General features: G+C 62.1%; 18 protein-coding genes and 1 tRNA gene. 14 read left to right on the forward strand and 5 right to left on the reverse strand.

All coding sequences use genetic code 11. From position 1 onward, the window contains the following. Positions 1–72 precede the first annotated feature (72 nt). Both mutM and mutY read left to right on the forward strand, forming a co-directional pair. Positions 73–909, forward strand: coding sequence for a bifunctional DNA-formamidopyrimidine glycosylase/DNA-(apurinic or apyrimidinic site) lyase (gene mutM, locus PRZ01_RS11450; RefSeq protein ID WP_273596925.1), 837 nt, complete (start codon positions 73–75; stop codon positions 907–909). Then, positions 894–1,982, forward strand: a complete 1,089-nt coding sequence (mutY, locus tag PRZ01_RS11455) for an A/G-specific adenine glycosylase (RefSeq protein ID WP_409993839.1) — start codon at positions 894–896, stop codon at positions 1,980–1,982. Before mutM ends, mutY begins: the two co-directional genes overlap by 16 nt. Before the next feature lie 24 nt (positions 1,983–2,006). Here mutY and rapZ read toward each other — a convergent pair whose 3' ends face one another. The 3 genes from rapZ to PRZ01_RS11470 are packed head-to-tail and all read right to left on the reverse strand — an operon-like array spanning position 2,007 to position 5,625. Continuing rightward, a complete protein-coding gene (gene rapZ, locus PRZ01_RS11460; RefSeq protein WP_458296226.1) occupies positions 2,007–3,020 on the reverse strand; it encodes an RNase adapter RapZ in 1,014 nt (337 codons plus the stop codon). Continuing rightward, entirely contained in the window at positions 3,017–4,747 is a 1,731-nt protein-coding gene (gene recN / locus PRZ01_RS11465; RefSeq protein ID WP_273596927.1) for a DNA repair protein RecN, read from the reverse strand. Before recN ends, rapZ begins: the two co-directional genes overlap by 4 nt. 2 nt (positions 4,748–4,749) lie before the next feature. After that, on the reverse strand, positions 4,750–5,625 hold the full coding sequence (locus PRZ01_RS11470) for an NAD kinase (protein WP_273596928.1): 876 nt from the start codon (positions 5,623–5,625) through the stop codon (positions 4,750–4,752). Between the two features lie 102 nt (positions 5,626–5,727). On the opposite strand from PRZ01_RS11470, the gene hrcA reads away from it, so the two are divergent. Beyond that, a complete protein-coding gene (gene hrcA, locus PRZ01_RS11475; RefSeq protein WP_273596929.1) occupies positions 5,728–6,750 on the forward strand; it encodes a heat-inducible transcriptional repressor HrcA in 1,023 nt (340 codons plus the stop codon). A gap of 94 nt (positions 6,751–6,844) precedes the next feature. After that, a tRNA-Ile gene (locus tag PRZ01_RS11480) sits at positions 6,845–6,921 on the forward strand. A 382-nt stretch (positions 6,922–7,303) separates the two neighbouring features. Here PRZ01_RS11480 and PRZ01_RS19305 read toward each other — a convergent pair. Both PRZ01_RS19305 and PRZ01_RS11485 read right to left on the reverse strand, forming a co-directional pair. Next, on the reverse strand, positions 7,304–7,603 hold the full coding sequence (locus PRZ01_RS19305) for an HNH endonuclease (RefSeq protein WP_409993840.1): 300 nt from the start codon (positions 7,601–7,603) through the stop codon (positions 7,304–7,306). A gap of 356 nt (positions 7,604–7,959) precedes the next feature. Then, positions 7,960–8,277, reverse strand: a complete 318-nt coding sequence (locus PRZ01_RS11485; RefSeq protein WP_273596930.1) for a hypothetical protein — start codon at positions 8,275–8,277, stop codon at positions 7,960–7,962. Positions 8,278–8,873: 596 nt separating this feature from the next. Between PRZ01_RS11485 and PRZ01_RS11490 the strand changes: the two genes are divergently transcribed. From PRZ01_RS11490 to PRZ01_RS11535, 10 genes are all read left to right on the forward strand, one after another. Then, the gene (locus PRZ01_RS11490) at positions 8,874–10,079 is read left to right on the forward strand and encodes a saccharopine dehydrogenase family protein (RefSeq protein ID WP_273596931.1); all 1,206 of its coding nucleotides are present in this window, start codon (positions 8,874–8,876) and stop codon (positions 10,077–10,079) included. A 17-nt stretch (positions 10,080–10,096) separates the two neighbouring features. Continuing rightward, positions 10,097–11,587, forward strand: a complete 1,491-nt coding sequence (locus tag PRZ01_RS11495; RefSeq protein ID WP_273596932.1) for an aldehyde dehydrogenase family protein — start codon at positions 10,097–10,099, stop codon at positions 11,585–11,587. Between the two features lie 196 nt (positions 11,588–11,783). Continuing rightward, the gene (locus tag PRZ01_RS11500; RefSeq protein WP_273597037.1) at positions 11,784–13,142 is read left to right on the forward strand and encodes a DUF1329 domain-containing protein; all 1,359 of its coding nucleotides are present in this window, start codon (positions 11,784–11,786) and stop codon (positions 13,140–13,142) included. Positions 13,143–13,169: 27 nt separating this feature from the next. Next, positions 13,170–14,801 carry a DUF1302 domain-containing protein gene (locus tag PRZ01_RS11505; RefSeq protein ID WP_273596933.1) on the forward strand — a complete coding sequence of 544 codons (1,632 nt, stop codon included), beginning with the start codon at positions 13,170–13,172 and terminating at the stop codon, positions 14,799–14,801. Between the two features lie 32 nt (positions 14,802–14,833). Then, complete coding sequence (locus PRZ01_RS11510) at positions 14,834–17,227, forward strand: efflux RND transporter permease subunit (RefSeq protein WP_273596934.1); 2,394 nt, start codon at positions 14,834–14,836, stop codon at positions 17,225–17,227. Positions 17,228–17,317: 90 nt separating this feature from the next. Then, entirely contained in the window at positions 17,318–18,295 is a 978-nt protein-coding gene (locus PRZ01_RS11515) for a YCF48-related protein (protein WP_273596935.1), read from the forward strand. Positions 18,296–18,356: 61 nt separating this feature from the next. Continuing rightward, positions 18,357–19,772 (forward strand): amidase, encoded by a 1,416-nt coding sequence (locus tag PRZ01_RS11520; protein WP_273596936.1) that lies wholly within the window; start codon positions 18,357–18,359, stop codon positions 19,770–19,772. Positions 19,773–19,819: 47 nt separating this feature from the next. Next, complete coding sequence (locus PRZ01_RS11525) at positions 19,820–21,184, forward strand: APC family permease (protein ID WP_273596937.1); 1,365 nt, start codon at positions 19,820–19,822, stop codon at positions 21,182–21,184. Positions 21,185–21,192: 8 nt separating this feature from the next. Beyond that, on the forward strand, positions 21,193–22,776 hold the full coding sequence (locus tag PRZ01_RS11530; RefSeq protein WP_273596938.1) for a flavin monoamine oxidase family protein: 1,584 nt from the start codon (positions 21,193–21,195) through the stop codon (positions 22,774–22,776). 155 nt (positions 22,777–22,931) lie between these two features. Then, on the forward strand, positions 22,932–24,452 hold the full coding sequence (locus PRZ01_RS11535) for an aldehyde dehydrogenase family protein (protein WP_273596939.1): 1,521 nt from the start codon (positions 22,932–22,934) through the stop codon (positions 24,450–24,452). Positions 24,453–24,467 lie beyond the last annotated feature (15 nt).

Here is a 24,467-nt window from a genome sequence, read left to right on the forward strand (position 1 = left end):
CTCGGTGCGATGTCCTTTGCGGGCGCATGGCGCTGAGGCGGCCCCGCCATTCTGCCCCGATATGATGACCCCATGCCCGAGCTCCCCGAAGTCGAAGTCACGCGCCGCAGCTTTGCGCAGGCCATTGAAGGTGCCACCGTCTTGCAGCTACGTCTGGGGAAACCGCTGCGCTGGCCTCTGGGTGTGGCGCCGGAGGGCTTGCTGGGTGGGCGGGTCGGCGCTGTCAGCCGCCGAGGTAAATATTTGTGGCTGCCGGTTTCCAAACCCCTGGAGACGGGTGGATTGCTGATGCACCTGGGCATGTCAGGCTCGCTGGCGTTTACGGCGGGCGTCCCGTCTTTGCCCGCGGCTGGGCCACATGACCATTTCGATCTGCTGACTGATCGCGGCTTGTTGCGATTGACCGACCCCCGGCGGTTTGGTGCCGTGGTGTGGTCGCCCGCGCAGGCGCTGCCCCCGGCTGCACCTTTACTGGCCAGCCTGGGGCTGGAGCCCTTTGATCCTCGCTTCAATGGCGAGCATCTGCGTGCGGGCCTCAGCGGCCGGCGGGTGGCTGTCAAGCAGGCTTTGCTGGCGGGCGACATCGTGGTGGGCGCCGGCAATATCTATGCGTGTGAAGCCTTGTTCCTCGCCGGTATTGACCCGCGTTTGATGGCCATGAAGGTCAGCCGGCCGCGTGCCGAGCGTTTGGCTCTGGCTGTGCGCGGCGTGCTTGCCCAGGCGTTGGAGGCCGGCGGCACCACGCTGCGGGATTTCAAGGACGCGCACGGCGTGGCGGGCAGTTTTCAGATGCAGGTGCAGGTGTATGGCCGTGAGGGGCAGCCCTGCAGGCGTTGCGACACGCCAATCCGGCGCATCGTGCAAGGCCAGCGCTCCACCTTTTTCTGTCCGCAATGTCAAAAGAAGTAAATCCTTTGTCCTCAAGTTCATCGTCGGGGTTGACCCCGGTGCTCGCCGACTTCGCGCCCTTGTTGGTGGCTTGGCAGCGCCGCCATGGCCGCCACACGCTGCCGTGGCAAAACACGCGTGATCCCTACCGTGTGTGGCTTTCAGAAATCATGCTGCAGCAGACGCAGGTGGCCACCGTGCTGGCGTATTACCAGCGATTTCTGGCGCGTTTTCCTACGGTGACAGATTTGGCGGCCGCTTCGCTTGACGAGGTGCTGACCTTGTGGGCGGGCCTGGGTTATTACAGCCGGGCCCGCAATCTGCATGCCTGCGCCCAGGCGGTGGCGCAGTTGCATGGCGGGCAATTTCCGCACAGCGCTTTGCAGCTTCAAACCCTGCCGGGCATTGGCCGCTCGACCGCGGCGGCGATTGCGGCGTTTTGTTTCGGCGAGCGTGTGGCGATTTTGGACGGCAACGTCAAGCGGGTGCTGACGCGCTTGTTGGCCTTTGACGGCGATTTGGCCCGCAGTGCTGAGGAAAAGAAACTCTGGCTGCTGGCAACCGAACTACTGCCCCAGCAGCCTGACATGGTGGCCTATACCCAAGGCTTGATGGATATGGGGGCCACCGTCTGCACGCCGCGCGCGCCGCAATGCCCAGCGTGCCCCGTGAGTGCCTTGTGCCGGGGGCGTGAGACGGGCGAGCCCACTTTGTTTCCGGTAAAGACCCGAAAACTCAAACGCAGCCAGCGCGAAAATTGGTGGTTGTGGCTGGAGCATGAGGGTCAGGTCTTGCTGCAGCAGCGTCCGGCCACCGGCGTGTGGGCGGGGTTGTGGAGCTTGCCGCTTTACGACGATGAGGCGGCGTTGCAGCAGGCCGCGCAAAGTTTGGGCTTAGGTTTGGGTCAGAGTGCAGCGCTGGAAATCATGCCCCGCATTCAGCATGCCTTGACCCATTTCGACTGGACCTTGCACACCCAGCGCGCCGAGCTTGAGCGCCGACCCACCGACGCCCAGATCAGCGGCCACTGGGTGGCACGTGAGCGCTTGGCTGACTATGCGTTGCCGGCGCCGCTCAAGAAGCTCATGGGTTGAGCGGTTTCAGCGGCTTCTGCGGTTTCAGCGGGCGTCCAGTTCCCGGTGCCGCTTGAGCACTTGGCCGTGGTCGGCGAATTTTCGCGCCAGCGCTTCCACCAAATACACCGACCGGTGTTGGCCGCCCGTACAGCCAATCGCCACGGTCAGATAACTGCGTTGATCGGCGGCATAGCTGGGCAGCCAGGTGGCCAGAAAGCCGGAGATCTGCCCCATCATCAGCGCGACTTCAGGTTGCGCTTCCAGATAGGCGGCGACAGGGGCATCCCGGCCATTCAGAGGGCGCAGCTCGCGGTCGTAATACGGGTTGGGCAGCACGCGCACGTCAAAGACCAGGTCGGCATCGCTGGGTACGCCGTGCTTGAAGGCGAATGATTCAAACACCAATGTGAGCGAGGTGCCGTCCACCACCACCAAATCACGAACCCAGGCGCGCAGTTGCGCCGGGCGCAGCTGGCTGGTGTCCAACACCGTTGACTCCACGCGCAGGGCGCTCAGCAGTTCACGTTCTAGATGGATGGCATCCAGCAGGGCGCGGTGTTGGTCGTCGCCATCACCGCTGCCAAGGCTCAGCATGGTGTTGTCATGGCTTGCTACGGCTTGGTTATCGGCAAGCATCACGCCGCCCAAGTCCTGCCGCAAGGGATGCGGCCGCCGGGTCTCGGAGAACCGGCGCATCAAGGCATCGGTACTGGCGTCCAGGAAGATGGAGCGAACTGCCACGCCTTCTGTGCGCAATTGTTTGATCAGCGGGATCAGCAGGGGCAGGGAGCCGGCGCTGCGCACATCGACGGCGATCGCCACATGGCGTTTACCGCGATGCTTTTCCAGCCGCAAAAAGGCCAGCAGCAGTTCTGCGGGCAGGTTGTCCACGCAGAAGAAGCCGGCATCTTCCAGCGCATGCATCACCACGGATTTGCCGCCGCCCGACATGCCGGTGACCAGCACCACATCGCTTTGATGCAGCAAGACCGGGGCGGGCGCTGGGTTTGTGGTGGGTGCGTCCGGCATGGAGGCGTCCTTGGCGTTGCCGCTCATGATTTGGCTTTCTTGGCTTTGACGGGGGCGCGGGGCGGTGGGTTGGCGTTGGTGCTGGCACCGCTGGCCGACAGGTCCAGCATCTCCTGGGCATGGGCCAGGCTGGTGCTTGAGAGCCGTTCGCCGCCCAGCATGCGGGCGATTTCCGCAGTGCGGGTTTCACCGGTGACGGGGCGAACGTCGCTGCAGGTCTGGCCGTTTTGCAGGGCCTTGGCCACCACCAGGTGTTGATCGGCGCAGGCGGCGACTTGCGGGAGGTGGGTGACAGCCAGCACCTGGCGGTCGCGACCTAACTGCTTCATCAAGCGGCCTACTGTTTCGGCCACGGCCCCGCCCACGCCGGCATCAATTTCATCGAATATCAAGGTGCCCACGCCTTGGCCGGCGCCGGTGTTGTGCTGGCTGGCGGTGACCGCAATCGCCAGCGCAATGCGGGACAACTCGCCGCCAGACGCCACCTTGCCCAAAGGGCGGGGTGCGCTGCCGGCGTGGCCTGCCACCAAGAATTCGGCCGACTCCAGGCCAAAGCTCTGGGGTTGATCTTGGGGCTGCAGTTGAATGTCAAACACGCCGCCGGCCATGCCCAGTTGCTGCATGGCCTGGGTGACGGCGCTGGCCAATTGAGGGGCCGTGCGCCGGCGCGCTTCCGAAACTTTTCCTGCTTGTGCCAGATAGTTTTGGCGTGCTTGCGTCACGCTTTTTTCCAGCGCGTCGAGGTCGCTGGCGGCGTCCAGCGCTTGCAGCTCGGCGCGCCATTGGCTGTGCAAGGCGGGCAATTCCTGCGGCGGGCGGCGGTAGCGGCGCGCAAGGTTCAGCCAGGCCGACACGCGCTCATCCAACTCCGCCATGCGGGAGGGTTCCAGATCGGCGCCGTGGAGGTAGGTGCTGAGCGTATGGGCAGCGTCTTGCAACTGGGTTTGGGCACCGCGTAGGGCCTCAACGGCAGGCAACAGAGTGGCGTCGAAGTCCAGCACCTTTTCCAAGGGATCAAGCGCGGCGCTGAGCAGGCTGTCGGCACTGGGCTCGGACTCGCTCAAGTCATTCAGCGCGGAGCGGCAGGCGTCCAGCAGCGATTGGGCGTGAGAGAGCTTTTGGTGCTCGGCGTTGAGCTCGCTCCATTCATCGGCACCGGGTGAGAGACGGTCGACTTCGCCGATCTGCCAAGCTAGGCGTTCGCGCTCACGCAAGCGCTCGCCTTGGGCGGTTTGGGCTTGGGCCAAGGCTTCAGCCGCTTGTTTGAGGGCGTTGAAGGCGGCGCTGAGTTCAGCCAGGTTCAGGCCCGCATAGTCGTCCAGCAAGGCCCGTACCGACGCCGGGCGGGTCAGGCCTTGCCATGCGTGCTGACCGTGAATGTCCAGCAAGCTGTCCGCCAGCTCACGCAACTGGCTCACGGTGGCGGGGCTGCCGTTGATCCAGGCGCGGCTCTTGCCTTGCGAGTCGATGGTCCGGCGCAGCAGCAGGGTATCGGCCTCATGGTCAAAGCCGGCTTCGTCCAGCCACGGGTGCAGGTGGGCTGGGCGATCAAATTCAGCGCTGATGTCGGCGCGGCTTGCACCTTCGCGCACCACGCCGGCTTCGCCCCGGCTGCCCAAGGCCAGTTGCAGCGCGTCGATCAGAATGGATTTGCCGGCGCCGGTTTCACCGGTCAGCACGGAAAACCCGCCCCCAAAATCCAGCTCCAACTCGGGGACGATGACAAAGTCCCTCAGGGCCAAGCGCCGCAACATGGTCAGCTCACTCCTTCATACCAGCGCAGTTTGCGGCGCAGTGTGGCGTAATAACTCCATCCCTTGGGATGCAAAAAACACACCTGGTGGGCCGAGCGCCGCACCGTGATGCGGTCACCGTGCAAGAGGCTGGCCAGGCTCTGCATATCAAAATTGACGCTGGCGTCGCGGCCCGCCACGATTTCCATGCGCACCTCGCCGGTATCTGGCAGCACGATCGGCCGGTTCGACAAGGTGTGCGAGGCGATGGGCACCAGCAACCAGCCTGCAATCGAGGGGTGCAAGATGGGCCCGCCGGCCGACAGGGAATACGCCGTGGAGCCCGTGGGTGAGGCAACGATGATGCCGTCAGCCCGCATATTGGCGACGAAGTCGTCGCCCACATCCACCCGCAACTCCACCATGCTCGCGGTGGCGCCGCGGCTGACCACCACATCGTTGAGCGCCAGGCCTTCAAAGATGCTGCGCCCGTCGCGCCAAACCGCACCTTCAAGCATGGGGCGGTTCTCGGTCTCGAAATCGCCCGCCAGAATCGGTTTCAAAGCCTCCTGGTAGCGTTCAATGGAAATGTCCGTGATGAAGCCCAGGCGCCCCTGGTTGATGCCCACCAGCGGCAAGCCGTGGTGCGCCATTTCTCGTGCAAAGCCCAGCATCGTGCCGTCGCCGCCGACAACAATCGCCAAGTCGCATTGCTGGCCCAGTTCAAGTTTGGATTTGGCGTCGAAGGCTGTGATGCCGGTGTTCAAGGCCGTGTCATGTTCCAGCGAAACATCCAGGCCTTGGCGCAGCACGAAGTCGGCAATTTCTTCCAGAATTGGACGAATGCCCCGGGCTTGATGCTTGCCCACGAGTGCCACATGTTGGAAGGGTTTGGCCATGGGGCGGAATTACACCACAGCGCCCTGCCGTTTCATGGGACATTGCCGGGTTTCGCATGGCCCTCCCGCAGAGGGGGCGCCCACTGTCCTTACAATGGCTGAATGCTCGACGAGCGATCCAAATCCCTGCTGAAAACTCTGGTTGAACGTTACATCGCTGACGGGCAACCCGTGGGTTCGCGCACGCTCTCCAAAGCCTCGGGCTTGGAGCTGAGCCCGGCCACCATCCGCAACGTGATGGCCGATCTTGAAGAACTGGGCCTGATTGCCAGCCCCCACACCAGCGCCGGGCGCATCCCCACCTCGCGCGGTTACCGGCTGTTTGTCGACACCATGTTGACCACGCAACCCTCCTTGTTGGGTGCTGACGCCCGCCCGATCGAGGCCACGCACCTTCAGCCCGATCAGCCCCAGCGCGTTATCGCCAGTGCGGCGGCCTTGCTCTCGAATCTTTCCAATTTTGTCGGCGTGGTCACTGCACCGCGCAAGCCCAGCGTCTTTCATCACATCGAGTTTTTGCGCCTGGGTGAACGCCGGGTCCTGGTGATCATGGTCTCGCCCGACGGCGACGTGCAAAACCGCGTCATCTTCACCGCCCAAGACCTGAACCAGTCGGAACTGGCGGAGGCCAGCAACCGGTTGAACGCCGGCTATGCCGGCCTCAGCCTCGAGTCGGTGCGGGAGCGTCTCAAGTCAGAAGTCGACGCCCTGCGCAGCGAAATAGCTGCCCTGATGAGCGCCGCCGTGCAAGCCGGCACCGATGCCATGGCCGAAGAACAAGAGCGCGTGGTCATCTCCGGCGAACGCAATTTGCTGACCGTGCAAGACTTCGGCAACGACATGGGCAGCCTGCGACGTCTGTTCGACATGTTCGAACAAAAAACACAGCTGATGCGCCTGCTCGACGTCTCCAGCCGTGCCGAAGGCGTGCGCATCTACATTGGCGGCGAAAGCCAGGTCGTCCCGTTCGAAGAGCTCTCTATCGTGTCATCGCCCTACGAAGTCGACGGCCAGATCGTCGGCACCCTGGGCGTCATCGGCCCCACCCGCATGGCCTACGACCGTATGATCCAGATCGTCGACATCACTTCCCGCATGATCAGCCAGGCCTTGTCGCAAAAGTGAGTGAGGCGCGGCAAGCATCAGCGGCCTCGCCATCAAGCTTCACCCTATACAATCCGCGCCTTCCGGTGCAACGCCGGTCTGTACTTCCCCCCGGGGGCCGTTAGCTCAGTTGGTTAGAGCAGAGGACTCATAATCCTTTGGTCGCAGGTTCAAGTCCTGCACGGCCTACCACTTGTTCCCACACTCGGCGCTGCAAGAGTCGGTCATCAGAGGTTCTATCTTTGCATTGGCCTAGAGCAAGCCGGCTATTGGCAGGCTTGTCTGGCTTTCTTGTTTGCCCGTGCGCTGGTGGCTTTGCGCTCTGCCATCTCTTGGTAGTCCTTGGTCTTGGCCTCGCTTGCTCTATGCCACTGCATGTTTGCCGGCACATCAGGCCTGCCGGCGCAAAGGGGCCTCACAAGGTCAATGACATAGCCGGGACATGAGCCCTTGTCGCTGCCGGTCGCCGGGCAAGGATGCGAGCGCTTGAACTCGGCCTTCGCGGCGTGTGACCTACTACCTGCATGTGAACACCTCAGCGCCGTGGTCGCGACAAGTACCGCCGCCATCCGGACTAAACGGTATCCCTTTTGAGATTGCCGGCATTCTTCTTGAAGTTGCATGGGTAGCACTCTGCCTGGATATTCAAAATATCGTCGGACCCGCCGTGGTACACCGGCCGAATGTGCCCCTTCGTCCAAACGTACTTGTATCGGGAATCCCGGCGTGCTGCTACCTCGCACCAGGGCCGTGCGCAGACTGCGCAATTTGGCGACTTGGATAGCAGGGCCTCCCACTGACTGTTTGTATGCGACCCACCGTTGGCCTCCATTTTTTGCTTGCGCTTTACCGCTCTTGTATTGCGGCAATCCATGCAGCGATTCCATGGTGTATGGAATCGCGTTCCGCCGCACTTCGTGCAGACAGGGCTTAGGTTCGCGGGTTCATCTCTAGCGAAAGTGCCAGCATCTCGACCTTTGCGAGCGGAACATTCGTTTGCCAGCTTCTTACGGCGCAACGGCAGTGCCTGGAGCACAGACAAAGATGGGCTGATTGCGGGCTTGCTTGCCGCTGAGAACCGTCCGGGCCCCTCGTCACTACAAGGATGGGAGGGGGGGAACTGCCCTGCAGACTTCGCGGCGTGCGGAAATGGAGGTACGCGAGGGGCGGTGAATCGAGGGCAACTCGTACCGCCCCAACGCTTGCATCAAAAACGCGGGATTTTGCCGCTCAGCTCTTCTTTGCCTTTGGCGCCGCAGCGTAACTTTGGCAAGCTTTGGAGGATTCATCCTTGGCATTGCTTGCATGCGACTGAGCAATCATGGCGTGATGGGCCGCCCCTTGCGGGTCGCCCTTCTCAAGTTTTGCGGCAGCTTCTTTGTGATGCGCCGCGGCTTGACCGTGGTGCTCTGCCGCCATCTGATGATTGGCCGTTCCGTCGTGTGAATTGCCCCGGCCCTCATCCTTGCTGTGCTGCTGGTTCATAGCGAACTCCTTAAATGGTGCGTAGTTAGGAACATCGCCTGTGTTGAAAACAGGCTTGCCCACCTTAGTTCGCCAGAGCTCGCATTTCTGTGCGCTGCCGCACCGTGAAGACAAGAAAGAGCCTGGATGCAGCTGTGGCCTCTTTGATTGGCGCATCAAAATTTCGTTCAGCGCCGACCCTTCTCTAAAAGTCTTCCATCCCAGAGGAATCCTGATGTATGCCCTACTGAACAAACCATGCACAGATGCCCAACGCCGATGCCCGGCTGTTTGTAGGTCAGTGTCCACAAAGCCGGCAGCCGCTGATTGGCCGGTCCCGGCCGCATTTGGTCGAAGTTTTGAAGCTCATCGAAGCGCACGGGGCGAGCTCCTTCGCTGGGGCATCGCATGAAGATGGCGTCGGAACCGTCGAGCATGGACGACAAGTCGGAGGCGCGACACATCCATTTGGTTAATCGCCGTATGTTGAACTAAATGTCGGTTTTTACGGGGCGGCTGGAAGTGTTGCTTGGCGATGCATTGCAAATACCCCTTGTTTTTCAAGAAGTCTGGAGGGATTCGGCGGACTTCTTTCATGCGATTTTCTAGGGAAACCACCATAAGCCGATCTAAAGTTCGGATTTAAAGTGAGGCCATCGCAAAAAACGAGGGAGCTTCAATTGAGCAAGAGTGCAACGATTGCCATCTTGGGTGGGGCGGGCATGATGGGGCAGGGCATCATTCGCGATCTGTTGTCCGAGCGGGCGATCATCGATATCGCTGAGATCAAGCTCTTCGACTCAAATCGTGAGCAGATGACCGCGTTGAGCCGCGAGCTCAATGATGCTCGCCTGACTTTGTGCGAGCTGGATGTGTGTGACGCGCAGGCGTTGGCTCAGTCGTTGCGGGGAGTGGATATTTGCGTCAATTCAATCCCGACCTTGGCTGGCTTTCAGATGGACATCTTTGCCGCCGCCTTGGCTGCCAAGGTGGACTATGTGGACCTCGGGGGGCTTGGCACTTACACGGTTAAGCAACTCGAATGGCATGAGCGCTTTTGCGCCGCAGGCGCGGTGGCCGTTCTTGGCGTCGGTGCAGATCCCGGTATGTCAAATGTGATCTGTCGCGCTGTGGCTGATCAGTTGGATGAAATAGACAGCATCAAGCTCTATTGGGCAGCAACCTTGTCCGGACCTGAGAACCCGGTTTTGGTCCCGCCTTACAGCGTGTCGACGGTATTGGCCGAGTATGCGCATCCATGTATTCAGTTCTTGGACGGCCGTCATGTTGAATGCGCGCCGCAAACAGGAGTCGAGGTCATTGATTTGCCGCAGCCTTGGGGGCGCTGCGAGTTCATGTACTCAATCCACTCCGAGCAGCTTACTGTGCCCTTGGCAGAGGGCATTCGCGAAAAGGGCATCAAGGAGTTCACCTGGAAGCTGCATCTTCCTAAGCGTGAGCATGAGGCCTGGGTCGGACTGGTCAAGGCCGGGTTCGGTGACTTTGATCGGCCAGTGGATATCAATGGTGTTGCTGTCCGCCCGCTGGATGTTTTGAATGCAGTTATCAGCCGCAATATCAGCGAGAAGGCCACGCTGATCCCCGCGCAAAAGAGCAGTGAGATCCACTTCGCCATTGGGCGTGGCAGGGTTGACGGCAGGCCCGCAACGGTGCGTTGTGAGGTGATCGTTCATCCGGATCCGATGTACGCGGGCTATGTAGACGCAGCGACGTCAATGAATGCCTCCATCGCCGTTCAACTGATGCTAAGAGATCCTCGCCGACCCGGCGTGTATGCCCCTGAAGGCTATTTCAATGTTGACGCCTACTTCGAGGAATCCAGAAAGCGCAAGTTCGCGATTTCGTTGACACGTGAGCTGGCTTGAGTACCCCGGCGGCCACCATGCGTCTCCAGCTCTATATCGACGGTGCTTTTGTTGAGCCCGTCAGTGGCGCCTATATGGACGTCATCGATCCGGCTCGCGAAGAGGTGTTCGCTCAGGCCGCGGCGGCATGTGCTGCGGACGTCGAAGCGGCGGTGACGGCAGCTCGCCGTGCCTTTGACCAAGGCCCTTGGCCTCGAATGTCAGCCGGGCAGCGCGCGGCCTTGATGCGTCGCGTGGCCTCCGCCATCCGGCAGGATCAGCATGCATTGGCTCAGCTGGAGGTGCGTGACAACGGCAAGCCCTTGAAAGAAGCGTTATGGGATGTCAGTGACGCGGCCTATTGCTTTGATTTTTACGCCGATATGGCTGAAAAGATTGAAGCTGAGGGTGAGGCTGCGGTGGACGTAGGCGACGCACGCTTTGCATGTCACGTGCGCAAGGAACCCATCGGAGTGGTGGGCGCGATCACGCCCTGGAATTTCCCATTGCTGATGGCTGCGTGGAAGGTAGCGCCAGCCTTGGCTGCAGGCTGTAGCGTAGTGCTCAAGCCTTCTGAGTTATGCCCACTAACGTGCGGTGAACTGGCTCGTTACCTACACGCATCGGGCTTGCCGGCCGGAGTGTTCAACCTGATTACAGGCACTGGCCCAGAGGCGGGTTCCCAACTGGCAGCGCACCCGGGCGTCGACAAGGTGGCATTTACCGGGTCTCAGACAACCGGCTCGAAGATCATGGCCGCAGCGGCGCGCGATATTCGCAAAATCAGTCTGGAATTGGGCGGCAAGTCGCCCTTCATCATCTTTGCCGACGCTGATCTCGACAAAGCGGTGCAGTGGATCCAGTTCGGCATCTTCTGGAATCAGGGCCAAGTTTGTTCAGCCACCTCTCGGGTTCTCGTGCAGCGGCCACTGTATGCCGCGCTAGTGGAACGCTTGAAGGCTGCTGCCGAGGCGATCACCATCGGGCCGGGCGATGGCGACAGCGTGCAGATGGGCCCGCTGGTCAGCGCCGTGCAGCATGCCAGGGTGATGGACGCGATTGCGGCCGGGGTGCACGGTGGGGCGCGCCTGGTCAGTGGCGGTGAGCGGCCGGCGCATCTCGCCCACGGCTACTTTCTGCAGCCGACCGTCTTCACCGATGTTCCCACCGACCAGGCTTTGTGGCGCGAAGAGGTGTTTGGCCCGGTGGTCTGCGTCAATGCCTTCGATAGCGAAGCCGAGGCGATCGCGCAGGCCAATGACAGCCGATACGGCCTGGCCGGCGCGGTGATGTCCGCCGATCTAGACCGCTGCGGCCGAGTTGCGCGTGCGCTCCGTGCTGGCGTGGTATGGATCAATTGTTCGCAACCCACCTTCACGCAATTGCCTTGGGGTGGTTACAAGGCCTCGGGCATTGGCCGAGAGCTCGGGCGACACGGCATTGAGGCCTTTATGGAGATCAAGCAGATCACCAGCTTTGTGACTGATGAGCCCTGGGGCTGGTACCCGGAGAAATCTATCTCAGGGTGAGCCGGGGGCGACATCAGCAAGTTCTTGAATTTTGTTTTATCGGGTGAATCGAAGTTCAGTCTTACGCGTTCCTATGTAACGCAATCGCCGGTGACGGCAACTCCACAAATCAGACGGGAGATCAAACATGGTTCTTCAGCATCTTGAGCATCGGACTGGCGCATCTCGCTTGCGCCGAACGTCGCTGTCTTGCTTGATGGCGGGGCTGGGCATGGCCTTGACCGTGGTGGGCTCCGCCGCTTTCGCCGCGGACGCCTCCGCGCTTGGGGCCGGGCGCACACCGCTCGGTGGGGAGGTGGCCGCCAGCAAGGATGGGCGCATACCGGCCTGGGTCAACGAGGCGCAAGCGGTGGAGGGCTGGTCCTACGGCAAGCTGCGCAAGGATCACTGGAAGTACAAGGGCGACAAGCCGATCGCTTCGATCACGGCCGGCAATGCGGCCCAATTTGCGGAGCAACTGAGCCCTGGTCAACTGGCTCTGCTCAAGCAAAACCCCGGCTTTCAGATGGAGGTCTACCCGACGCGGCGCAGTTGTGGGGTACCGGACTTTGTTGCCGAAAACACCAGAAAGAATATCGGCACAGCAAAACTGGGTGAGGATGGCTGGAGCTTGAAGCAAGCCGTGGTGCCGGGCATCCCGTTCCCCACGCCCGCCAGCGGCGAGCAAGCCATGATGAACTGGAAGATGCGCTACCACGGGGTCGGCATCGACTATCCAAATGGCTTCACCTTCGTGTCACCACGCCGCGGCAGCGAGGACTGGATCCAAGCCGGCTTCGAGCAAACCATGTTCTATCCCTGGGGCAAGAAGGGCTCCAACAAATTGTCTGAGATTGGCAATATCGAGTACTTCACCTACTTCAGCTACAAGTCGCCGGCGGCGCTGGCTGGCCAAGCCTTGTCAGCCAACGTCAACCTCGATACCCCCAGCACCGACACCTTCTACTACTTCCCGGGCCAACGTCGCGTGCGCCGCCTGCCGACCTACGCCTATGACGCGCCCCAGATTGGTTTCGAGAACCAGTATCTGTTGGACGAAACCATTATGTTCACCGGCACCTTGGACCGCTTTGACTGGAAGCTGGTCGGCAAGAAGGAGCTGCTGGTGCCTTACAACGTGTTTGGGGCTTATGACTTCAAGGCCAAGACATCTGAGGTGATGCAGAAGAACGCGCTGGCGGCGAGTTCGCGCCGCTACGAGTTGCACCGGGTCTGGGTGATCGAAGCCAGCGTCAAGAAAGGCGCACGCCATGTCTCGCCCAAGCGCACCTTTTACCTCGACGAGGACAGCTGGAACGTGGTGCTGGCCGAGGACTATGACATGCAGGGCGCGCTGTGGAAGGTGCGCGAAGGTTTCTTGATTCCGGTCTACGAGACGGGCACATGTGACGTGGCCGCATTCAGCCAATACAACCTGCCGGAAGGCCGTTACATCTTCGACTTCAGCACCGTTGGTGCCGGCGTGGATGCCAGGTGGCTGACCGAGGCCAGCGGCGAGCGCATGAAGGCTTCGTTCTACACGTCCGAAAACCTGCGCGCCATCAGCGATCGTTGACGCACCGCCATCCTCAAGGAGAAATTCGTGAAAAAGCCAAATTTTGGGGCTGGCGTGCTCGCCGCCGCTGCGGCCACCGCCTGCGCTTGTGCCCATGCTGAAACCTTCAGCAACGAGTACTTCGCTGGTAGCTTTGACTCCACACTAAGCCTTGGCACAGGCATTCGTACCAAGGCTCCCAGTGGTGCCTTGATCATCGAGGGCAATCAGGGCGGGCCAGCCGGTCAGCTGGCAATCACCAGCGCCATGGGCGACCAGGGCGACCTCAACTATGCCAAGAATGATGCCTTCACCAGCTATCTGAAAGGCTCGCATGAGCTGCTTTTGAAGTTCCCGGAGAACATCACAGCGATGGCGCGGGTCAGCTGGCTGCGCGATTTCACGGCCGCTCGTACCACCGGTTGGACCAGCGCTACCACGCCACCCGGCCTCGACGGTAATCTGGCCGACGATGCACGCAGTGATCTGAAATTCAAGGCTCGTTTGTTGGACCTCTGGGTCAGCAAAAAATTCGAGATCGACGATCAGTCGGTGCGAGTGCGGGTCGGCAATCAGGTGATCAGCTGGGGTGAAAGCCTGTTCGTGCCAGGCGGCATCAACGTCACCAACGCGGTGGATGTGATGCGCCTGTCGCAACCCGGCACCCAGCTCAAGGAAGCCATCCTGCCCGCGCCCATCATCAGCGCGGCCGCCGGGCTGGGCAATGGTTTGAACGCCGAGGCCTATGTTCAGTTGGGCTGGAACGCCAACTACATGCCGCCGACCGGCAGCTACTGGTCGGTCTCCAATGGCCTGGGTGCTGGCCACGATGCCTATGGCCTGCAAGAGGGCAAGGCGCGCAATAGCGGCCAGTGGGGCTTGTCGTTGCGCTACCAGCCACAAGGCACACAGCTGAACCTGGGTGCCTACGTTATCAACTACCACGACAAGTCGCCCACCTTCACCTTCAACAACCCGAATGGCGCGATGGGTTGGGTGTACGGCGAAGACCGCAAGCTGTACGGCTTGTCTGCCAACTTCCCACTCGGCGACTGGGCCATTGGTGGCGAAGTGTCGTACCGGCCCAAAGACGCGGTAACCCTCAATGCCGCCAATGGCTGTACCTCGCAGAACGGCACATGTGCGGTCGACACCGCTCGCGTTCAGATGGCGTTGACGGCATTGTTCAGCCTCAGTCCTGACGCTTCGCCGACCTTGCTGAAAGTATTGGGCGCAGATTCAGGAACGCTGCTGGCTGAGGCCGTGGCGATCCGATTCCCCAATCTGAAAAGCCAATACGGCGATGATTTGATTGCGGCCGGCGGGTGGGGTTGGGGTCAGGAGAAGTCGGCCACGGGAGTGCCCCTGGCGGTCGGCAGCAAGAACTCGTCGGGCTTCAATTTTGACTTCAGTTGGGTCTATGACGGCACGCTGATTCCGGGCTGGCAGGTGGTGCCCGAGGTGTACTACTTCCGCGCACTCTCGGGCCGTACCCCTAATGGTGCCGCCACGTTCATGCAGGGTGCTAGCTCAGCCAACTACGTCGTGAGCTTCATCCAGAACCCGGCCAAGTGGCAGTTTGCGATCAACTACGCCCGCTTCATGGGCGGCGACAGCGCCTTTGACCAACCCTATCGCGACCGCGACTTCATCGGCCTGAATCTCTCGCGCAATTTCTGAGTTGCACGACTCTTTAGCTGGCAAGGCGATCAATGACTCACCGCTATCTCGACCGATTCGAAGCCCTCTGCTTTGGCAGGCGCAAGTTGCTGATGGGGCTGCTGCTTGCGCTGACCGTGGCCATGGGCTTCTTCGGCAAGCAGCTGCGCATGGAGGCGGGCTTCGAAAAGCAGATGCCGACCCACCACCCCTATGTGGATACCTTCCACGCCTATCGTGACGACGTGATGGGAGCCAACCGGCTCAATATCGTGGTGCGCGCGAAGAAGGGGCAGATCTGGACTGCTGCCGGCCTCAACCGGCTCTACCAGGTGAGTCAAGCGGTGACTTTTTTGCCCAATGTGGAACGACTGGGTGTGCAGTCGCTGTGGACGCCCAATAGCTTTGTCAACGAGATCACGGAGGAGGGCTTCCGTGCCGACCCCTTGATCGATGGCAGCGTCACGCCGGATGCGCTGGACGAGGCGGCGATTCTTAAGATCAAGGCCGCTGCGATCCAGGGGGGATTCATCGGCACCTTGGTCTCGCGCGGCCAAGACAGTGCCATGGTCACGGCTGAACTGATCGAGACCGACAAGGACGGCCACAAGCTCGACTATGTCGACTACAACCGCATCCTCGAAGAGCAAATTCGCAAGCGCTTCGAGGACGCGGACTTCTCGATCGAGATCATCGGCTTTGCCAAGCAAATCGGCGAGATCGCCGACGCTGCAAGCTCGGTGCTGGTGTACTTCGCCCTGGCCATCTTCCTGACCGCCGTGGCCGTCTATTGGTACTGCCGCTCGCTGCTGTTCACGCTGCTGCCGATTCTGTGTTCCTTCACCTCACTGATCTGGCAGTTTGGCGCGCTGCACTTGCTGGGCTTTGGGCTTGATCCCTTGGCGGTGCTGGTGCCGTTCCTGGTCTTCGCCATCGGCGTGTCGCATGGCGTGCAGCAGATCAACTTCATCGTCCGTGAAGTCTCTCTGGGGCGCAGCTGCGAGCAGGCTTGCCGCGCCAGTTTGTCGGGGCTTTTGATTCCCGGCACCTTGGCCTTGGCCACGGCCTTTGTGTCTTTCATCACCTTGCTGCTGATTCCGATTCCTATGGTGCGGGAGTTGGCGATTGCGGCCTCGCTGGGGGTGGGCTTCAAGATCGTCACCAATCTGGTCATGCTGCCGGTGCTGGCGTCATTTTTTCGGATGAGCCCCGACTATGCCAACTCCGCCATGAACTTGCGCGAGGCCCGCGCCGTCTGGCTGCGCAAGCTGGCGCGCATCGCGCAGCCGCGCAATGCCGCCATCTGCCTGACTGTTGTGGGCGCGGTGTTGGGTCTGGCGGTCTGGCAAAGCCAAGGCAGGGTGGTGGGCACCGTGCTGCCCGGCGCGCCGGAGCTGCGCCCGGATGCACGCTTCAATCTCGACGCGGTGTCGATTGCTAGCAATTACGACACCGGCCTGGACTGGCTGACCATCATCTTCGAGGCCAAGCCAGCTGCTGGCGCCGCTGCGCCTGAGCCCGGCATCGGCTTTTGCGGCCAGGTCAACATCGGCCTGTACCAGGACAGCTTTGTGTGGGCGCTGCAGCCGGTGGAGGGGGTGCTCTCGATTGCGGCCTTCTCCGAGCAAATGAAGCAGTACAACCTGGGCTATAACGAGGGCAATCCGAAGATGGAGTCGGTGCCGCTGGATGCTGCCAACTTCGCTGCCTTGGCCACCGAGATCTCGCGTGGGCGCGGCACCATGCGCAAGGACTGCAGCATGACGGCGGTGCACCTGTACCTGACCGATCACAAGGCGGTCACCATCCACCGGGTCATTGACGCCGTCAAGGCCTTCGCCGCCAGCAATACCGAGCCGGGTGTGCAAATCCGCTTGGCCTCGGGCAATGCTGGCGTGCTGGCGGCCGTGAATGAGACGCTGGAGCAGAGCGAATTGCCCATGCTGCTCTATGTCTACGCTGCCATCGTCGCCTTGGTGCTGCTGACCTACCGTGATTTCCGCGCCGTGCTGGCTTGCTGCTTGCCGCTGACCATTGGCACCTTCATCGGCTACTGGTTCATGAAGGAGCTGCAGATCGGTTTGACGGTGGCCACCTTGCCCGTGATGGTGCTGGCCGTAGGTATAGGCGTTGACTACGCCTTCTACATCTACAACCGCTTGCAGCTGCATCTGTCCCGCGGCCTGGAGATCAGTGCGGCGCTGGAGCAAGCCATTCTGGAGGTGGGCACCGCCACCATCTTCACCGCCGTCACGCTGGCGGTGGGTGTGGCCACCTGGTCCTTCTCCGAGCTGAAGTTTCAAGCCGATATGGGCAAGCTGCTGGCCTTTATGTTCATTGTCAATATGGTCATGGCAATGACCGCCTTGCCCGCTTTTGCGGTCTGGCTGGAGCGTTTGTTTCCGCGTACCCAAGCCGTCTGTGTCCCTGGGCTGATGCAGCACTGATGCAGCGGGCCACTCAAAGTGAATATGCCAATGTTTGAATCAGCGCGAATTGCAGCTTGGGGGTCTTTCCGAGCCACTTTTCGAGCCATTTTGCGCGCCGCTTTCCGCGCGATGGCCATCACTGCTGCACTAGCCGCCGCATGGCCCGGCCAAGCTGCCGAGCCTGCGCCGACGCCGGTGCAACTGCGCCCGGCGACGCGCTCGGCGCACGCCCAGCAAGCGCCGATCTTGGCGGCGGCCTGGGCCGGCGCGCGTGCCGTGGCGGTGGGTGCGCATGGCACGGTGCTGCTGTCGGATGATCGTGGCGCCAGCTGGCGCCAGGCCAGCATGGTGCCCACGCAATTGACGCTGACGGGGCTGTCTTTTGCCAATGAGCGCGAAGGCTGGGCGGTAGGGCATGGCGGCGTGGTGCTGCACACCCAGGATGGCGGCGAGCGCTGGCAGCTGCAGCGCAGCGAGCTGAGCCGGGACCGGCCCCTCTTTGCGGTGCATTTCTTTGATCGCGAGCGCGGTGTGGCCGTGGGCCTGTGGTCCCTGGTGCTGTTGACGCGTGATGGCGGCCGCCATTGGCAGACGCAAGAGCTGGCGCCGCCGCCAGGCTACCAGCGCGCCGACCTCAACTTGTTTGGCTTGTTTGCCGGCCCCGAAGGTGGGCTCTATGCCGCGGCCGAAAAGGGATATGTCTTGCACTCGGCCGATGGGGGGCAGAGCTGGGACTATCTCAGCACCGGCTACCGCGGTTCTTTCTGGTCGGGTCTTGCCCTGCCGGACGGTGTGTTGTTGGTGGGAGGGCTGCGCGGCGCGCTCTACCGCAGTGGCGACAACGGGCGCAGCTGGAGCCGCATCGAGCAGGCGTCCAAAGCCGCCATCACCGCCTGGGCACAGACCGGCGAGCGCAGTTGCATCGCGGTCGGGCAAGACGGCTTGCAGCTGCTCAGCGTCGACAACGGCGCCAGCTTTCGGGCCGCGCCCCGCCAGGACCGGGCGCGTCTCGCTGCGGTGCTGGCCAATGAAGACCGGCCCGCACTGCTGTTTTCGGGCCAAGGCCCTTTGACCTCACAACCCTGACGAGCCGAGCACTAGGCATCGTTCTCAATCCAATCATCTGAGCTCAGCTCAAGCCAATTCAATGTCCAACCCAATCAGTCACGACGATCTTTGCTATTTGCCTGCCACGGCAGCGCTAGTGCTATTTAGTGAGGGCGCCTTATCCCCGGTGGAGCTGCTCAATGCCTACCAGGCGCGGGCCGAAAAGCTGGAGCCACAGCTCAATGCCTTCAGCGCCCAGCGCTTGGAAGCGGCGCAAGAAGCCGCGCGTCTTTCGGAGCAGCGCTACAGCAAGCGCTATAGCAAGAGCGCGAACCCTCTGCGCGCCCTCGAAGGCCTGCCGGTCGCGCTGAAAAACGAGCACACGCTCTGTGGCTGGGTCACCACCAAGGGCTCTTGGTTGCTGGGCAATCAAGCCGACACGGTCAACGCGCCCATCACTCAGCGCTTGCTGGATGCCGGGGCCGTCATCCACGCGCAGACCAATGTGCCTGAGTTCTATATGGCCTGCTTTACGCGCTCCGAGCGCCATGGTGTGAGCCGTAACCCCTGGAATCTTGCCCTGACGCCGGGTGGCTCCAGCGGTGGCAGCGCTGCCGCCCTGGCGGCCGGCTTGACGGCCATGGCCTCGGGCTCGGACATAGGCGGCTCCATTCGCATCCCGGCCAGTTATTGCGGCGTGGTCGGCCTCAAACCCAGCTATGGCCGGGTGCCGGTGACGCCGATTGCCTATGCCTTGCACACCATGAACCACATCGGCCCCATGGCCCGCACCGTGGCCGATTGCGCCCTGATGTTCAATGTGGTGAACGGCCCGCACGCGGATGACCCGGCCGCCATCCGGCCCAAGCTGGAAGTACCGCTGGCATTTGAGTCGGTCAAGGGCCTGCGCATCGCCTTGTCCTACGACCTCGATAGCTTCGAGGTGCATGCGGATGTGCTGCGCGGCCTGGAGCAAGCGGCGCAAGCGCTGCGCGAGCAGGGGGCGATGGTTGAGCCGGTCAAGCTGGGCTGGACCGATAACGGCGCCGACGCCGTGTTCCAGCGCCTGGGCTTTGAAACCGGGCGGGAGTTTGCCTGTCGCATCCTGCGCCAGAACTTGCCCACCAGTGACTACATCCGCCAGTTCGCCATCGACGGTATGAACGTGACCGGCGAGCAGTACCTGGCCACCAATCAGGTGGTCGGCCGCATGTATGACTCGATGTCCAAGGTGATGGCCAGTTATGACGCGCTGATCTGCCCCACCATGGCCAGCATCGGCAGCCCGGCCGAAGGTGGTGTTGACGCCAACGAGATGCTGCGCAGGGATGCCATGACCTATCCCTTCAACCTCTTGAGCCGCCATCCCGTGCTCAGCGTGCCCTCTGGGCTGGCGAGCAATGGGGTGCCGATGGGCGTGCAAGTGGTGGGGCGCACTTTGGATGAGACGACCGTATTCCAGATCGGTGCGGCCATCGAGCAGGCGCTTTGGCAACGCCGTCGTCCGGCAATCTGAAGCTGCTTCGTGCTTCCTTCATTCCTCCAAATAAGCGAGCCACCAACATGAGCAGCGAACTCGACAGCAGCGAGAATGGAAAGCTCAAGCGCGCCTTGAGCTACCGTGACTTGGTCTTTTACGGCCTGGCCTATACCGCGCCGATTGCGCCTCTGACGATGGCTGGCTTTGTTTGGGAGGAGTCGCGCGGCCTGATCGCCTTGGCCTATCTGCTCGGGGCCTTGTGCGTTTACTTCACGGCCAGCAGCTACGCCGTCATGACCCGGGCCATGCCCAACGCCGGATCGGTCTACGGCTTTGCCGGCCGCACGATGGGGCCCTTTGCCGGCTTTCTGGCGGGCTGGATGATTCTGCTGGACTACTTGCTCGTGCCGGCCTTCACCTATGCGCTTTGCGCGGTCAGCCTGGAGACCTTGCTGCCAGGGGTCGACAGGGCCAGTTGGGTCTTGGTGTCGGTGTTGGCGACTTTCGCCGTCAACTGGTTCGGTATTTCAGTGACCTCACGCGTCAGCTTGTGGTCGGTGGTCTTGCAACTGATGTTGCTGGCTGGTGTGATGGTGATCTGCCTGTTGGCGCTGCTAAAGGGGCAGGGCAGCGGCGCGCTGACTCTGGCGCCCTTTTACTCGCCAAGGCAATGGGACGGCACGGCCGTGTTGGCCGCCACCTCGATCTGCGTGATGAGCTATCTGGGCTTTGATGCGGTGTCCACCTTGGCCGAGGAGATCAAGGATGGCGACACCCGCGTGGTCGGCAAAGCCATCCTGACCAATCTGGCAATCACGGCTTGCTTGTTTGTGCTGAGCGGCTGGGTACTGGGCAACTTGCTGATTGGCTTTACGGAGCCTGATTCTGCACGCCTGATCTACGACCTCTTGGCGTCGATGCTCGGCCCACAGGCCGCCATCGCATTGGCCTGGTTTCTGGTCATCGTGGTGGGCGTGCCCAATGTGCTGCCGATGCAGGTTGGTGTGGCCCGCGTGCTGTTCGCGATGGGACGTGAAAACACCTTGCCGGCGGTCTTGGCCAAGGTTCATCCTCGCAATGGCAACCCCTATGTGGCCATGATTGTGTCGACTTCAGTGTCCCTGGTTATCGCTTTGCTGATGCGGGATCGCATCAGCGAGTTGGCCATGTTCATCAGCGTGGGCGCGCTGACCGGATTCATGTTCGTGCATCTGTCCGTGCTGGTGCAGTTCAGCCGCCATGCCGGGCGTCGTTGGTGGGCCCATGTCCTGGCACCTGTGCTCGGCGTCGGGACCATTCTCACCATCATGACGCATCTGGGCACGATGGCCCTGACCGTCGGCGGCGTCTGGCTGCTGCTTGGCCTTCTCTATCGACTCTTGTCTCGGAGCGGGCTGCCCGGGGCAACGATCGCCAACCCCACCGAGCCCGCACAAAAAAACGTTTAGGAGTCAAGATGGTTCGCAATCCTTTGATGCAAGCCCTGGTGAACGCGATGGACGTGGCGCGATTGCGCAATGAACATGGCATGTCCAACCGGGAGGCGCAGGCGCTGTTGATCGAGCGCCGCCAACTGCTGAAGACGGCCGCAGCCGGCTCGGCCGCGATGCTGAGCGCCACGCCGCTGTTGGCGGCAGCCACGCCAGAGAAGCAGCCACGGGGCGGTGTGGCGCCCGTCACTCCGCCTCGTATCGTCGTGGTTGGGGCCGGCTTGGGCGGCTTGGCTGCGGCTTATGAGTTGAAGAAGGCTGGCCTGACAGCCACGGTTTATGAGGCTTCTGAACGACTGGGGGGGCGCTGCTGGTCCAATGTAACCGCCTTCCCCGGTCAGGTCGCCGAGAACGGCGGTGAGTTGATTGACACCGCTCACCGTGAGTTGCGCGGCCTGGCCCGTGAACTCGGCCTGGTGTTGGACGATTTGGCGGCCTTTGACACGGCCCAGGGCGGCGAGATCACCTTCTGGATTGCCGGCGCCCGCTACACCTGGGACGAGCAGGTGAATGACTTCGCTGCCTGTTCTGCACAGTTTGACGCCGACAACAAGGCCGCGCCATTCCCGCAAACCTGCCAGCAATACACGCCGCGCGGCTGGGAGTTGGACCATATGTCCATCACCGACTACATCAGCCGCTACGTGCCAGGTGGCCTCAGCTCTAGACTGGGGCAGTTGCTGCATCTCTTGATGGATGCGTCCGCTGGCGTGGCGGCGTCCAAAGCCAGCGCCTTGGACTTGGTCGAATTCTTTGCGCCCAACGGCTCGGACGAGCGCTTCCACATCCGCGGAGGTAACGATCAGTTGGTCAAGGGCATGGCGGCAAAGCTGGACCCGGCGCAGATCCGCACCGGACACGCGCTGACCGCGCTGGAGCGCAATGCCGATGGGACTTACAAGCTGTGCTTCACCGCCGCGGGCCAGCTTCTAAACGTGGTGGCCGACCATGTGGTCTTGGCCTTGCCCTTCTCGATCTTGCAGAGTTCGGTGGACTACGGCCGCGCGGGCTTCGACGCGATGAAGGTGGCCTGCATCCAGAATTTCACGATGGGCATGCACAGCAAGTTTCAGCTGCAGTTCAATCGGCGCATCTGGCGTGAGCAAGGCTACACCGGCCTGAGTGATAACGACAGCGGCGGCTACCAGATCAGCTGGGAGGTCACCCGCGCCCAAGCCGGCACGGCAGGCATTTTGACCAGCTTCACCGGAGACAAGGTGGCCGTGGCGATGAATGACCGGCCCATCGCCCAGAAGGCCGAGGCCATGCTCGATAGCTTGAACTTGGTCTACCCTGGCATCAAACCGCTATGGAATGGCAAGGCCTTGCTGAACTACTGGCCCGGCAACCCCTGGAGCAAGGGTGCCTACAGCGCACACCCGGTGGGTAGCTACACCGCTTACTACGGCTATGCCGGCGTGCGGCAGCAAAACTGCCACTTCGCTGGGGAACATGCCTCTGTGCTGCATTCCGGCTTCCTCAATGGTGCGGTGGAAACCGGCCAGAACTGCGCCCGGGCCATTTTGGCCGACCTGCGCGGCGCGGGCTGACGCGGGTCTGGTTTCGGCGGCCTGTTGATGCAGGGGTGGGCGCGCGCCGCCCCCGCGGTTCAGCGCCGCCGCTGACGGCTGTTCATGTCCTTGCATTGCACGTCACACGGTATTGCCTTCACTGCACCGCTGGCTGCCTCACTTTCGAAACTCATATGTCAACGAATCGCGACCCCTTTGATGCCCGCCACGCTCAGGTCTTTCTCGAAGGCGCTTACCGCGCGCCCTTGTCTGAGCGCGTCAAGACCTCGATCAATCCGGCTACGCTCGAGCAGCTTGGCCGCTACCCGCTCTGCGCCGAGGCCGATATCGAACGCGCCGTCGCCATGGCGCAGTGCGCCCAGCGCGAATGGAAGCGCACCGACACACAGACGCGCGCGGGCTTGTTGCACGCGGTGGCGCAGGCGATTGAAAACTCCCCGTTGCGCGCTGAGTTGGCGCAACTTCTGTGCCGTGAGATGGGCAAGCCCTACCCAGATGCCGCGGGCGAAATCTCACTCTGCGCGTCAGTGTTTCGCTACTACGCTGAAATGGCGCGCGACGATGGCGGCAAGGTGGCTGGAACCAACCAGACCGGTTCCTTTCAGTACATGCGCTACGAGCCTTACGGCGTCTCGGTGCACATCCTGCCCTTCAACTATCCCTTTTTGCTGATGTGCTGGACCGTGGCCGCCTCGCTGGCGGCAGGCAACGCCTGCATCATCAAGCCGGCCGAGGCGACCTCGCTGGCCACGCTGCGCTTCATGGCCTACTTCGAGGCGTTGCCACCCGGCTTGATCAGCTGCCTGCCCGGTGATGGGCAAACCGCCCAGGGCTTGATTGCTTCGCCCGGCACCCATGCCGTGGCCTTTACCGGTAGCGTAGCGGCGGCCCGCGCCGTGGGTGCCGCTTGCGCCGAGCGCATGAAGCCCTGCGTGCTGGAAGCGGGTGGCAGCGATCCGATGATCATCTCGCGCCACGCGCCGATCGAGATTGCCGCGGCGGGCTGCGTCAACTCGGCCTTTCTCCTGAGCGGCCAGGTCTGCACCTCCTCGGAGCGCTTCTTTGTCGTGGACGAGGTGCATGAGGCCTTTGTGGCCGAGTTTGCCCGTCGCACCCGCCAGCTGCGTGTGGGTGATGGCATGGGCATGGCCGAGATCGGGCCCCTGGTCAGCCAGGCCGCGCGCGACAAGGTGGCGCGTTTGGTGGCGGAGGCCGTCAGCCAGGGCGCGCGCGTGGTCTGTGGCGGCCGTATTCCACCCGACTGGCCGAATGGCTGGTTTTATGAGCCAACCATCCTCACCGACGTCACCCCGCAAATGGCCATCATGCGGGAAGAATGCTTCGGCCCTGTGGCGGCAATTTGCCGCGTCGCCGACTTTGACGAAGCGCTGCGCCTGGCCAACGACAGCGAGTTCGGCCTGGGTGCCTCGGTCTTCACCACCGATCTGGCTGAGGCCATGGAAGCCGCCGATCGGCTGGAATCTGGCATGGTCTGGATCAATAACCCGCTGATCGATAACGACGCCTTGCCCTTTTCCGGCGCCAAGATGTCCGGCCTGGGCTGCGAGCTCGGCCGCTTCGGCCTTGACGCGTTTCGCCGCACCAAGATGGTGGTGCTCGACCACCAACCCCGCATCCATGACTGGTGGCTGCCGCGCCCGGACGAGGCGTTTTTCCCGGCCCAGCAAGGCTGAGCGCAGGCCATTCCC

The sequence above is a fragment of the Roseateles koreensis genome, assembly GCF_028595305.1.
In the GTDB taxonomy this organism is placed as follows: domain Bacteria; phylum Pseudomonadota; class Gammaproteobacteria; order Burkholderiales; family Burkholderiaceae_C; genus Paucibacter_A; species Paucibacter_A koreensis.

Coding starts and splice junctions, on each gene's coding strand:
- mutM (WP_273596925.1), top strand. CDS start 73: ATGCCCGAGCTCCCCGAAGTCGAAGTCACGCGCCGCAGCTTTGCGCAG.
- mutY (WP_409993839.1), top strand. CDS start 894: ATGTCAAAAGAAGTAAATCCTTTGTCCTCAAGTTCATCGTCGGGGTTG.
- rapZ (WP_458296226.1), bottom strand. CDS start 3,020: ATGAGCGGCAACGCCAAGGACGCCTCCATGCCGGACGCACCCACCACA.
- recN (WP_273596927.1), bottom strand. CDS start 4,747: ATGTTGCGGCGCTTGGCCCTGAGGGACTTTGTCATCGTCCCCGAGTTG.
- PRZ01_RS11470 (WP_273596928.1), bottom strand. CDS start 5,625: ATGGCCAAACCCTTCCAACATGTGGCACTCGTGGGCAAGCATCAAGCC.
- hrcA (WP_273596929.1), top strand. CDS start 5,728: ATGCTCGACGAGCGATCCAAATCCCTGCTGAAAACTCTGGTTGAACGT.
- PRZ01_RS19305 (WP_409993840.1), bottom strand. CDS start 7,603: ATGGATTGCCGCAATACAAGAGCGGTAAAGCGCAAGCAAAAAATGGAG.
- PRZ01_RS11495 (WP_273596932.1), top strand. CDS start 10,097: ATGCGTCTCCAGCTCTATATCGACGGTGCTTTTGTTGAGCCCGTCAGT.
- PRZ01_RS11500 (WP_273597037.1), top strand. CDS start 11,784: ATGGCGGGGCTGGGCATGGCCTTGACCGTGGTGGGCTCCGCCGCTTTC.
- PRZ01_RS11510 (WP_273596934.1), top strand. CDS start 14,834: ATGACTCACCGCTATCTCGACCGATTCGAAGCCCTCTGCTTTGGCAGG.
- PRZ01_RS11520 (WP_273596936.1), top strand. CDS start 18,357: ATGTCCAACCCAATCAGTCACGACGATCTTTGCTATTTGCCTGCCACG.
- PRZ01_RS11525 (WP_273596937.1), top strand. CDS start 19,820: ATGAGCAGCGAACTCGACAGCAGCGAGAATGGAAAGCTCAAGCGCGCC.
- PRZ01_RS11530 (WP_273596938.1), top strand. CDS start 21,193: ATGGTTCGCAATCCTTTGATGCAAGCCCTGGTGAACGCGATGGACGTG.
- PRZ01_RS11535 (WP_273596939.1), top strand. CDS start 22,932: ATGTCAACGAATCGCGACCCCTTTGATGCCCGCCACGCTCAGGTCTTT.